This window comes from Massilia varians, assembly GCF_027923905.1.
In the GTDB taxonomy this organism is placed as follows: Bacteria; Pseudomonadota; Gammaproteobacteria; order Burkholderiales; family Burkholderiaceae_D; genus Telluria; species Telluria varians_B.
This window is the reverse complement of record NZ_AP026966.1, coordinates 1,511,593-1,524,004: the sequence shown is the minus strand read 5'-3', so window position 1 is coordinate 1,524,004 and position 12,412 is coordinate 1,511,593. Positions and strand designations below refer to the sequence as shown.

The following is a 12,412-nucleotide window of genomic DNA, read 5'->3' as shown; positions in this document are numbered from 1 at the left end:
AGCCGCATGCCCCGCTTTTATTGCCCCGCCCCGCTCGCGACCGGCGCCAGCATCGACCTGCCCGAGACCGTCGCCCACCACCTGCACGTGCTGCGCATGCAGCCGGGCGACGCCCTCACCCTGTTCGACGGCCGCGGCGGCCAGTATGCCGCCACCCTGGCCGACATCGGCAAGCGGCGCGCCAGCGCGCTGCTGGGCGAGCACGACCCGCTCGACGTCGAGCTGCCCTATGCCCTCACCCTGGCCCAGGGCCTGCCGGAAGGCGCGAAAATGGACTGGATCATCGAGAAGGCGGTGGAGCTGGGCGTGGCGCGCATCGAACCGCTGGCCGCGCGCCGCAGCGTGGTGCGCCTGCAAGGAGAACGCGCCGAAAAACGGCACCTGCACTGGGAAGGCGTGATCGTGGCCGCCTCCGAGCAGTGCGGGCGCAACCGGCTGGCGCAGCTGGCGCCGGTCACCGACGTCGGGCGCTGGATCGCCACGCCCTGCCCCGCGCCGCGCATCCTGCTCAGCCCGCGCGCCGGCGGCTCGCTGGCCGACTGGGCCCGCGCCCAGGGTCCGCAGGCGCTCACCCTGATGGTCGGTCCGGAAGGCGGATTCACCGCCGAGGAGGAAGACGCGGCCATCGCGGCCGGGGCGATCGCCCTGTCGGTCGGCCCGCGCGTGCTGCGCACCGAGACCGCGGCGCTGGCGGCGGTGGCGATGCTGAACGGGCTCTGGAACGGCATGTAGTTTTTACCGTTTGGTAAAAAAAAGCCTTTCTCACCTATATAGAGAGAGATAAAAAAAACCAGCCCCTTGCGGGTAATACCGTTCAGTTAGCGTAAAAATGTAGGGTGGTCGGCTTCGCCGACCGCGCGTCCAAGTCACCAATGCACTGTGGCAGAGCAAAATGGAGTTGAACGCGTGGCCGGGAAACCCGGCCACCCTACGCTTAACTGAACGGCATTAGCCCCTTGCGGGGCCGGTTTCATGCGCTTAAATCTCGCTGGATCAGAACGAGTAGCGTGCGCCCAGGTACAGGCGGCGTGGCTCGACGAACTCCTTGGCCTGGCCGAACTTGTACTTGCCGGGGGTTTCCACCAGCGCCTGCGCCACGGTACCCGACTGCTTGTCCAGCACGTTGAACAGGTCGACGAAGAATTCCAGCTTCTGGCTGCCGGCCAGCTTGTAGGTGTACTTCAGGCGCATGTCCAGGGTGTAGTACGACGGACCGGTCTGGCTGCCGATGGTGCCCGGCTTGATCCAGGTATCCAGTACGCCGCCGTACACGTAGGCCTCGTCCATCACCGGCAGGTAGCGGCGCTGGACCAGCTGCGCACGGGTATACAGCAGGCCGCTGTTCCAGTTGAACACGCCGCTCAGCTCAAGGCCGTTATCGAAGTAGTAGGTGCCGTAGCCCTTGAACTGGTGCTTGATGTTGCCTGGCTGCGGGCCATAGGCGTTCGGCGCACGCGGATCCAGCGCGATCCAGTCGCCCTGGAAGTCGGCGTTACTATCCGAGTTGGTGTTGCCCTTGGCTTCGTTCCAGGTATACGACGCCGACGCCATCCAGTTGTCGCGCTTGGCCTTGGTCAGGCTGACTTCCACGCCCTGGTAGTCGCGCTTGCCGCCGGCCAGCGTGCCCAGCACGTAGTTGGCGTTCGGCGCCGACGAGAAGCCGAAGTACGAGTACGGCAGGTAGAAGGCGGAACCCGGCGAGGCGTAGCCTTCATCGGCAACCGTGTTGCTCGGATCCGAGTACAGGTGCAGGTCGTAGTCTTCCAGGATGTCGCGGGTGCGGCGCTTGGTGTAGGCGATCGACGCGGTCCAGTCGCGGCCGATGTTGGTCGCGTAGCCGAGCATGAACTCGTCGGTGTACGGCGTCTTGGTCGACGGCGAGAAGATCGCATCCGGGGTCTTTTCGCCACCGCGGGTACGGAAGGTCAGCCAGCGGTCGCCGACGAAGATCTGCTCTTCCTGCACCGGACCGGTCAGGTTGCCGGCGAAGTCGGACATGTTGGTGCGGATCGGGTCGTAGTAACGGCCCAGGAAGCCCCAGACCTTGCTGCGGCCTTCGCCCGTCGGGTCGTACACCACGCTCAGGCGCGGCGCGATCTTCCAGTCGAACCTGGCCGACTCGCCGCCCTTCGAATCCTTGTGCACCCACTCTTCGGCACGGATACCGGCATTGATGGTCAGCTTGTCCTTGGTCCAGGTGTCCTGCAGGTAGGCCGCCTTGCCGGTGGCTTCCACGCTGTAGGGCGCGACCACGGTTTCGAGCGCGCGGTACAGGTTGATCTGGCCGCCCGGGTTGCCGGCGGTGCTGTTGAAGCGCAGCGCGCGCACTTCCGGATCGGTGATGACGCCGTTGCGGTCGGTGTCGAGCAGGTTGTAGAAGTAGGCGCGGTCGGCGGCCGGAGCGGCGTTCATGGCGTCGATCACGCGCGGGATGTCGCCGGCCACGATCGGGCGGCTGGTCCAGCCCGAGCCGGCGGCCTGGGCGTAGGTGGCGTTGCGCTGGCCGATGTTGATCGAGGTGTACTGCGACTTGTCCGAACCGACGTAGCGCGAGTCCTCGAAATATTCGTTCTTCGAGGTCAGGAAGCCGCCCTTGAAGGTGTGGGTGCCGGCGGTGGCGGTCTCGAGGAAGTACTCCGCGCTCAGGCCGATTTCGTCACGGTTGCGTTCCGAGATGAAGGCAGTGCCATAGCCCCCCAGCTGGACCTGCGCCAGGGTGGGACTCATGCCCTGGAAGATGACGGTGTTCGGGGATTCCGGGCTGGTCGCGAAATCCGACACTTCACCGATGTGGCGGAAAGCGTACGCGGTCACGCGCAGGTTATCCATGTCGCGCGAGTACTGGATGTTGTAGTTGTCGCCGCCCTGCTTGCGACGACGGTCGCGGTTGTTCAGGATGCTCGGGTCCGTGCTGCCGGTGGTCTTGGTCGGGTCGTTGAAGAAGGAGGCGACCAGTCGGTCGTTCTCGGTCGCCTGCCAGGTCAGTTTCAGAAAGCCGAGGCGGTCGTCGCGGTTGACGGTACGCATGAAGTCGCCGGTATCGGAGTTGACCACGTCGGTCTCGCGCGCCTTCTTCTGGTAGGAACCGAAGAACCACAGCTTGTCCTTGATGATCGGGCCGCCCAGGGTCACGGCCGCGTCATAGGTCGAGAAGCCGGAGGCAATGGTGTTCTTGTAGTCGGCGACCAGGTTGTCGTTCTGGAAGTAATAGTTGACCGAGCCGTGGAACTCGTTACCGCCCGACTTGGTGATCACCTTCGAGACCAGGCCCGAACCGCCGGCGAACTCGGCCGGAATGCCACCGGTCAGGATCTGCTGTTCCTGGATGATTTCCGAGTTGATGTTGGAACCGAAGGTGCCGGTGCTCGGGTCGGTGACGTCGACGCCGTCCAGGATGTACACGTTGTCGGACGAGGAGCCGGTGGCGCCGTCGATGTCCGAATAGTTCACGCCGGATTTCGAGGACGGGTTGCCGCCTGCCGAAGGCTTGACGCCCGGGACCAGCTGCAGGTAGCTCTGGTAGCTGCGGCCGGTCGGCAGCGATTCCACGACGCCCAGGTTGAGGATGGTGCCCACGGTAGCCGAGGTGGTGTCGACCTGTACCAGGCGCGAGCCGGTCACGACGACCTGTTGCGTGGCCGCATCTGCGCCGATCGCGTAGCTCACCAGCGGATTCTGGTTCGAGACCACGGCGACGCCGGTGGCGGAGAAGTTCGAATAGCCAGGTGCGACGACTTCGACCTTGTAGTCGGTGGCCGGGTCGAGGCCGGCGATACGGACGGTACCGTCCGCTTCGGTCGTGCCGGTCTTGGTCACCAGGCTGCTCGGCGAACTCACGCGCACCGTTGCGCCAGCGACCGGCTTGCCGCCAGCGCCGGTAATGGCAATACGCAGGCCGCCGGTTTCAGCTGCCAGGGCGGCGCCCATGAAGCACATGCCGATCGCCACCGAAATCGCCGAACGACGCAACATGGTCGCCTTCGAGGTTTGTTTTACCGTATGCAACATAACTCTCCCATTCCTATAGAAACTAATTTTTTAAAATTAGAGCAATGTAAAAGCGCAGCGCCCCGACGCACCAGCCACGTTGTTGCATGCACGGCCGGCGTTTGCCTGTCCCGGAATCGGACTTCTCTCCCGACTGGCAAAAGAGGAATATATATTCCTCGTTTCACTGGTTTAACCAGCTCAACTTCCACATAGAATCATACGCAAAGTTGTGGCGTCAATAATAACTTCCGAGGGTGTGCACACTTACAACACTGCTGCGCTCTTTTCCATGACGCCGCATGAAATTGCAGTTTCTATGGCAGTTCAACATAGATTATCCGACAAAATAGGTAGAAACCACATAAAATACGGAAATATTTGTAATTACAAAATTTCTTGTGAGAAAATAGTGAGCCGCCGAATTTTATGAAGCTATAACGCGTCAATGCTGACTATAGAAAATAGTTAAGAATATGTTTGAATGAGGCCGCAAGGCCTCAAATGGATTTTTCCAGCAATCGCTTATTGACGAAAAATTCATCTACGATCCGCGATCGGTTCAATTTTTCTCCAATAAATAAGAAGGACGACGTTATATACAGAGAGAGGCGCTGGCGCCGTGCCGGTCGAGCTGGTACGGACAATAAAAAAACGGATTCACGCAAAACGTGAATCCGTTTCATCCAGGCCGCCGACAGGTCAATGCCTCAACTGACTGGCATTGCCTGAAGGCGGTGATTGGCGGTCCAGGAACCGATCAGAAGCGGCGGTTGTACTCGACCGTGAAGCGCACCGAACGCGGCGCCATGAACTGGCCCAGCATGTCGTAGGTTGGCGACACCTGGTTCTGATCGCCGGCGTCATAGGTGGCGGTCTGCGAACGCGGGGTCTGCGAGTTGAAGACGTTGTACACGTCCACCTTCATCTGCAGGCCCTTGAGCAGTGCCGGCGAGTACGCTGCCGACAGGTCCAGGCGTTTCTCGGTCGGCATGCGGCCGAGCGAGCCACGCGGCGTGAACTTGCCACCGCAGAAGAAGAACTCAGGACCATAGCCCGGGCCACCCAGCTCGTAACCCAGCGGCCATGCCGGATCCGTGCCCTCGTTCCAGGCATTGTTGGTGCCCAGGCAGCTCTTCGGACGGCCGGACTGGACCAGCGCGTTCGCACCTAGGGTGATTTCCGGAGTCAGCTGATAGAAGCCGAATGCCTTGAGCTGGTGCTCGCGGTCGTTCGGCAGCAGGCCGTCGGCGCCCACCGAAAATTCCGGGAAGTCCCAACCTGCCGAGGTACCGACGTCCGACTGGCCGGTATCCGAACGGGTCTGGCCTTCCATGTTGCCTTCGCTGCGCGACCAGGTGTAGTTGACGCGGCCATACCAGCCGTTGCGCATCGGGTGCTCCAGGAACAGGTCGAGTGCCTTGTAGGTACGCTTGGCTTTCGGCTGCATGAGTTCAGCAGCGGTGATGGTCACAGTGCGACCCTTGCCGGTCACGACCGGTTGAGCGAACTCATCATTGCCGTCAATAAAGACGACAGCATCCTTGCCCGGATTATAGATAAAGCAGCCCATGGCGTACATGTCGCCGACGGGGATGCCGTTCCTGCGAGCATGGTCATACAGGACACGCCAGTCGCAGCTGTCGTCGATACCGGCGCCCAGTTTGCGATAGGTCAGGCGGCCACCGAAGTTCAGGTCGGCGCTCCATGCGCGTTCGAAGCCCAGGGTGATTTCATCCTGGTAGTTCGGCTTCAGGTTCTGGGACACCACCGACAGCGGGTTCTTCTTCTGGCCGTATTCGCCGTTTGCCGAGTACGGCGTGTTGATCGCGCGCAGGCCCAGCGGCGAACCGTTGGTCGGATCGACGCCGGTGTAGGTGAAGTCCTGGTCGGTGAAGGTCGAGCGCGAAGCCGCGCGTGCCGCCACCTGGGTCGGCAGCTGCAGGTAGTAGCGGCCGGCGCTACCGAACACCTTGAACGAGGCGTCGCCGTTCACGTCCCAGGCCGCCGAGAAGCGCGGAGCGATCTGGTCGTTCATGTCGATGAACTTCTCGCCGTCGCCGTTCGAGTTGGTGTAGGAATCGCTACGCACGCCGATGGTCAGCAGCAGGTTCTTGGTTGCCTGCCAGCGGTCTTCGATGTACGCCGCGTCCTGGGTCGACGATGCATCGGTGATCGAGCTGAACACGCGCTGACGCACGTAGTAGCCAGCCGCGCCCGAACCGCCGTAGTTCCCGACGATCGCGGTACGGCCGCCCGACAGCGGGTTCGCGATGTTCGGATTGTTGACGTTACGATAGGTCCAGCTCGAACCGCCACTGGTCGAATAGCCCGCGCCGGTGCTGTCCAGCTCGGCCGAGTCGACACCGGCACGGATGGTATGGGCACCCAGCTTGTACTCGATGTCCAGACGGCCGGCACGCACCGTGTCGGACGCATCGCTCAGGCTGCGGCCGCCCGAGAAGAAGTTGTACTGGCGGTACAGGGACTGGTTGATCGCCGGCCAGCGGCCAGTGGTCGTCCACGCCACGCCTGCCGGCAGGCCGCCCATGCCGCCCGCGTTCGCACCCAGGTTCTCGTAGGTGGTGCCGCGCTCGGTCTTCATCTCGCCGTACATGGCGGTGACGGTCAGGTCGTCGGTGATGTTGCCGACGTAGCGCGCCATGTTGAGCTTGGCGCCCGGAGTGCCGGTGTACGACGGGTCGGTCGGGCCCAGGTTGCGAGTCAGCGCCGAGGTGTAGATCTGGCTGTTCGGGACGCCGTCCATCTGCGCCAGCGCATTCGGATTGTTCGGGTTCAGCACATAGCCGTAGGTCTGGTAACGCTTGCGGTTTTCGTTGCCGGCCGACGTGAACTCGAGGCGATGGTTGTCGGTGATGTTCCAGTCAATCTTGCCCAGCCAGCGGTTATCCATGCCCTTGTTGACGTTCCAGCCGCTCTGGTTGACGTTGACCGGGTTGGCGGCGGTGGTCATGCCGGCATAGGCGTCGCGGGTGGTATAGCGTTCGGCCGACAGGAACATGAACAGCTTGTCCTTGATGATCGGGCCGCCGACGTAGGCGCCGTACTGGTGGGTTTCGACGCTGCGGTTATCGTAGCGGATACGCAGCTTGCCGTCGGTACCGGCGTTGGCCTTCGAGCCGGTGACCGGATAGACCGAGTTGCGGTAGTCTTCGCGCAGCTCGGACGGGGTGATGCTGTACAGCGCGCCCGCTTCCCAGGTGTTGGTACCGCTCTTCGAGGTGATGCTCATCACGCCGCCGATCGAACGGCCGAATTCAGCGCCGAAGCCGCCGGTCATGACCGATGCCTGCTGGATCGAGCCGAATGGCAGTTCCATCGAGCCGAGCTGGCTCAGCGGGTTGGTGATCGGGAAGCCGTTCAGGTAGAACGAGTTTTCCGACACGCCCGAGCCGCCGAACGAGGCTGTATTGCCGAATGCGGAATCGCCCTGGGTGGTGTTCGGTGCGAGCAGGACGACTGCGGTCAGGTTCTGCTGGACCGGCAGTTGTGCCAGTTCCTTGGCGGTGAACACGGTGCTGTTGGTGGCGTTGGTCACGTCGATGCGGGAACGGCGGCCGGTCACCTGGACGGTGGTCACGCCGCCGAACGAGGCATCAACGGTCTGGCCCAGGAGTACATCGACTTCGGAGGTGTTTGCCACGTTGCCGCCGCGGACCAGATCGACGCGGTAACGCCCCGGCGGCAGAGCGGTAGCGCGGTAGGTGCCCCCGGTCTCCACCGTCACGGTACGACGCAGGCCGGTCTCGACGTTGGTAACGACGACCGATGCGCCCGCTCCCGCATCCACGCGGCCAGCGATCACGCCGGTTGCGTTCGACTGCGCCATCGCCGGCGGAACAACTGCGACAGTCAGCGCAGCAGTACTGAAAGCGATGGACAACGCACGTGCTACTACAGTTTTTCTCAACATGTTATTCCTAAATATTGTTGTTACAGGGGAGCACCTCCGACAGCAAGTCACAAGCTGCCAGTCACATCATTGCTTGCCGCTGGCTTCACGCATCCTGACTCGCTGAGTTCTTCTCCCGATTAGGCAAAAGAAGAATAATCATTCCTCGTTTCACTGGTTGTGCCAGATCAACTTCCACATAGAATCATAGGCAAAGTTGTGGCGTCAATAATAACTGTTGGAAATGTGCATACTTACAACACTCACGTAGAGACCTTATGCCTGACGCATGAAAATGCCACCCATGTGGCATTGCAGCATAGATTATGCGAAGAAAAGCACCAAATCCGGATAAAAGCATGGAAAATACTGTCATTACAGAATGATCTCCTTGACAACGCAGCGATACCAAATTTTATGAACTTTAGACGCAGCAATTATTCCCACAGGAAATTTATGTAAATTGGTATGGATTTGGTCCGAGAATGATGAAATGATTTTTTCTGGAATAGCCTACTGACGAAAAATTCATCTATGCACTGCGGTAGTGCGTCAATCATTCATTCATTAAAGCGCTGTATGCTTCTGCAATTAAGCGATCCTCATGGTGCTGCCCTTTGATAGGGCCCCGTTTGAGGGCATGGATTGGACGGCGTCAGCTTGCGGACCGTGCATTCGCCCTGGAATTGAAGAGACGGGGACAGGGCAGATCAGTGTTTGTTTTATGCAACATCAGGCAGCATCGCTCGGCCCCTCATGCGGAGCGGCTCTTGGGTAAAATAGCGGATTGGCCGGCGCCCGGCCCCTCCCTTTTCATTGTTGCATTGCCAGCAACCACGTTCTCGACTCCTATGCTCCGAATCAGCGAACTCAAGCTCCCCCTCGACCATCCCGAATCCGCCCTGCGCGAAGCCATCCTTGCCCGCCTTGGCATCCCATCCGCCGACCTGGTCGATTTCACGGTCTTCAAGCGCAGCTACGACGCGCGCAAGAAATCGGCCATCGTGCTGATCTACCAGATCGACGCCGAAGTGCGCGGCGAGGCCGCCGTGCTGGCGCGCCTCGCCAAGGACCAGCAGGTCTTCCCCTCGCCCGACACCGGCTACAAGTTCGTCCCGGCCGCCAAGCCGGCGCCGGGCACGCCGCGTCCGGTCGTGGTCGGCATGGGGCCCTGCGGCATGTTCGTGGCCCTGATCCTGGCCCAGATGGGCCTCAATCCCCTGGTGCTCGAGCGCGGAAAAGTCGTGCGCGAGCGCACCGTGGACACCTTCGGCTTCTGGCGCAAGCGCAAGCTCAATACCGAGTCGAACGTGCAGTTCGGCGAAGGCGGTGCCGGCACCTTTTCGGACGGTAAGCTGTACAGCCAGATCAAGGACCCGAAGCACTACGGCCGCAAGGTGCTGACCGAATTCGTCAAGGCCGGCGCGCCCGAAGAGATCCTGTATGTCAGCAAGCCCCACATCGGCACCTTCCGCCTGGTGAAGATGGTCGAGCAGATCCGCGCGGAGATCATTGCGCTGGGCGGCGAAATCCGCTTCGAGACCCGGGTCGACGACATCTACGTCAGCAACGAGGCCGGCGTGCGCCAGGTCCAGGGCGTGCGCCTGTCGAGCGGGGAGGAGATCCCGACCCGCCACCTGGTGATGGCGATCGGCCACAGCGCGCGCGACACCTTCGAGCTGCTGTACCAGCGCGGCGTCTACGTCGAAGCCAAGCCCTTCTCGATCGGCTTCCGCGTCGAGCACCCGCAGTCCCTGATCGACGTCTGCCGCTTCGGCCCGAACGCCGGCAACAAGCTGCTGGGCGCGGCCGACTACAAGATCGTGCACCACGCCTCCAACGGCCGTTCCGTCTACAGCTTCTGCATGTGCCCGGGCGGCACGGTGGTGGCGGCGTCGAGCGAAGAAGGACGCGTGGTCACCAACGGCATGAGCCAGTACTCGCGCAACGAACGCAACGCCAACAGCGCCATCGTGGTCGGCATCACGCCCGATGACTATCCGGGCCACCCGCTGGCCGGCATCGCCTTCCAGCGCGAACTGGAATCGCGCGCCTACGTCCTGGGCGGCAGCAACTATGACGCGCCGGGCCAGCTGATGGGCGACTTCGTGCGCGGCATCCCTTCGAAAGAATTCGGCGCGGTGGTCCCGTCCTTCAGGCCGGCGGTGCACCTGACCGACCTGGCCCCTTCGCTGCCGGACTACGCGATTGTCGCCCTGCGCGAAGCCTTCGTGGCGTTCGACAAGCAGATCAAGGGCTACTACAAGGAAGACGCGGTGCTGACCGGCGTCGAGACCCGCACCTCGTCGCCGATCCGGATCAAGCGCAACGACGGCGACCTGCAAAGCCTGAACACGCGCGGCCTGTTCCCGGCCGGCGAAGGCGCGGGCTACGCCGGCGGCATCATGTCGGCGGCGGTGGACGGCATCCGCGTAGCGGAAGCCGTGGCGCTGGCGATGGCCGCGTGAACGGCGGCGCCGGCGCGCAGGCGGGCGGCGGGACGCTCGGGCCCAGCCTGGCGATCCTGGCCTCGATGGTGTCGGTGAACGCCGGCGCCGCCTGGGCCAAGCACCTGTTCCCGCTGGTCGGCAGCCAGGGCGTGACCGCGGTGCGCGTCGGCCTGGCGGCGATCATCATGCTGGCCGTGGTGCGCCCCTGGCGCAGCCTGCCAGCGCGCCGCGACGCGCTGAACCTGCTCGTCTACGGCCTGATGCTGGGCTGCATGAACCTGTTGATCTACGGCGCCTTTGCCCGCATCCCGATCGGCATCGCGGTCGCCATCGAAGTGGTCGGCCCGCTCGCCGTGGTGGTGCTGTCCTCGCGCCGCGCGCGCGATGTCGCCTGGGTGCTGCTGGCCGCATTCGGCCTGTGGCTGCTGGCGCCGGTGCACGAGGGCGTTGCCCCGCTCGATCCCGCCGGGGTGGCCTATGCGCTGGGCGCGGCCTTCTGCTGGGCGATGTACATCGTGTTCGGCAAGCGTGTATCGACCCTGAACGGCGGGCACGCCGTGGCCTGGGGCATGCTGGCGGCGGCGCTGTTCACGGTGCCGGTGGGCGTCGCCCATGCGGGCGCGAGCCTGCTGCTGCCCACCGTGCTGGCCGGCGGCCTGGCGGTGGCGGTGCTGTCGAGCGCCCTGCCCTATTCGCTCGAGATGGCGGCGCTGGCGCGCCTGCCCCGGCGCGTGTTCGGCATCCTGGTCAGCGCCGGGCCGGCCTTCGCGGCGCTGGCCGGCTGGGTAGTGCTGGGCGAGCGCCTCACCGGCATGCAGTGGCTCGCGATTCTGCTGGTGATCCTGGCCTGCGGCGGGGCCGCGGCCACCGCGCGTAAGTCGTAGGGGTGGTCCAGTCCAGTGGACTGGACCACGCTTCGCCGACCGCGCGTCCAGACAGTGGATGCGTCGAAGCAAATCATTCGAGAGTTGAACGCGCGGTCGGCAGAGCCGACCACCCTACAGCCAGCCGGCTTTCCTGAAGCGCCGGTACAGATAGAAGCACACCCCGGCCATCACGCACAGCGCCGCCGGGTAGCCGTACTTCCACTTCAGCTCGGGCATCCATTCGAAGTTCATGCCCCAGATGCCGGCAAAGGCCGTGAACACGGCGAAGATCGCCGCGTAGGACGCGAGCTTCTTGCTGACGTCGTTTTCGTCGATCGCCACCATCGACAGCGTCACCTGGATCGCGGTATTGATGGTGTCGCGCACCGCGTCCAGCCGTCCGAGGATGCGCAGCAGGTGGTCGTGGACGTCGCGGAAGTAGTCCTGGGTCTCGCGCACCACGGGCGGCACGCGCCCGCCGTGCAGGCGGCCGACCGCATCCATCAGGGGAATCACCGCGTGGCGCAGCACCTGCGACTTGCGCTTGAGCGCATACAGGCGCTCGACGTTGCCGCGCTGCCCGCCCTGCTGGCCGAAGATATGCTCCTCGATCGATTCGAGCTCGGATTCGAGGGCGTCGACCACGGGAAAATAACGGTCGACCACCGCGTCGACCAGCGCATACAGCACGAAACCGGCGCCCTTCCTGAGCTGGTGCGGCTCGCGCTCGGCGCGGGCGCGCACCCCGAGGAAACCCTGGTTGGCGTCGCGCCGCACCGACAGCACGTAGTTGGGACCGGCGAAGATGGCCAGCTCGCCGGCGTTCAGTTCGTCGCCGGCCAGTTCGACGATGTGGGCGATGACGAACACGCTGTCGCCGTACTCCTCCATCTTGGGACGCTGGTGGCCGCGCATGACGTCTTCCACCGCCAGTTCATGCAGCTTGAACTCCTCCTGCATGGTGGCGATTTCCGCGGCATCCGGGTCGCGCAGGGCGACCCAGACGAAGGTCTCGGGCAGCTTCAGGTATTCGCTGATGTCCTCGACCGGGATGTCGGAGAGCTTCTTGCCTTCCTGGTAGGCGACACAGTTAATCAGCATGGCAATGGTGTAAGTGCATGATGCCGCAGCTTACACCATTGCAACCGTTGCGCGCCTCACAACACCCCGAGGGCAAGGCGCATCGTCGAAGACAG

The 12,412-nt window shown here is 63.1% G+C and carries 6 protein-coding genes; 3 read left to right on the top strand and 3 right to left on the bottom strand.

Features of this window, described 5'->3' with window-relative positions:
* Positions 1 to 6 precede the first annotated feature (6 nt).
* Entirely contained in the window at positions 7 to 732 is a 726-nt protein-coding gene (locus MasN3_RS07045) for a 16S rRNA (uracil(1498)-N(3))-methyltransferase (protein ID WP_281913224.1), read from the top strand.
* A gap of 261 nt (positions 733 to 993) precedes the next feature.
* On the opposite strand, the gene MasN3_RS07040 is transcribed toward MasN3_RS07045, so the two are convergent.
* A complete protein-coding gene (locus MasN3_RS07040; protein ID WP_281913223.1) occupies positions 994 to 3,972 on the bottom strand; it encodes a TonB-dependent receptor in 2,979 nt (992 codons plus the stop codon).
* Between the two features lie 775 nt (positions 3,973 to 4,747).
* Positions 4,748 to 7,891: a TonB-dependent receptor gene (locus MasN3_RS07035; RefSeq protein ID WP_281913222.1), complete on the bottom strand. Its 3,144-nt coding sequence runs from the start codon at positions 7,889 to 7,891 to the stop codon at positions 4,748 to 4,750.
* 860 nt (positions 7,892 to 8,751) lie between these two features.
* Between MasN3_RS07035 and MasN3_RS07030 the strand changes: the two genes are divergently transcribed.
* A complete protein-coding gene (locus tag MasN3_RS07030) occupies positions 8,752 to 10,368 on the top strand; it encodes an NAD(P)/FAD-dependent oxidoreductase (protein ID WP_281913221.1) in 1,617 nt (538 codons plus the stop codon).
* A 65-nt stretch (positions 10,369 to 10,433) separates the two neighbouring features.
* Positions 10,434 to 11,234, top strand: a complete 801-nt coding sequence (locus MasN3_RS07025; RefSeq protein WP_281914446.1) for an EamA family transporter — start codon at positions 10,434 to 10,436, stop codon at positions 11,232 to 11,234.
* 114 nt (positions 11,235 to 11,348) lie between these two features.
* Here MasN3_RS07025 and corA read toward each other — a convergent pair whose 3' ends face one another.
* Positions 11,349 to 12,317 carry a magnesium/cobalt transporter CorA gene (corA, locus tag MasN3_RS07020; RefSeq protein WP_281913220.1) on the bottom strand — a complete coding sequence of 323 codons (969 nt, stop codon included), beginning with the start codon at positions 12,315 to 12,317 and terminating at the stop codon, positions 11,349 to 11,351.
* Positions 12,318 to 12,412 lie beyond the last annotated feature (95 nt).

Coding starts and splice junctions, on each gene's coding strand:
- MasN3_RS07045 (WP_281913224.1), top strand. CDS start 7: ATGCCCCGCTTTTATTGCCCCGCCCCGCTCGCGACCGGCGCCAGCATC.
- MasN3_RS07040 (WP_281913223.1), bottom strand. CDS start 3,972: ATGTTGCGTCGTTCGGCGATTTCGGTGGCGATCGGCATGTGCTTCATG.
- MasN3_RS07030 (WP_281913221.1), top strand. CDS start 8,752: ATGCTCCGAATCAGCGAACTCAAGCTCCCCCTCGACCATCCCGAATCC.
- MasN3_RS07025 (WP_281914446.1), top strand. CDS start 10,434: ATGGTGTCGGTGAACGCCGGCGCCGCCTGGGCCAAGCACCTGTTCCCG.
- corA (WP_281913220.1), bottom strand. CDS start 12,317: ATGCTGATTAACTGTGTCGCCTACCAGGAAGGCAAGAAGCTCTCCGAC.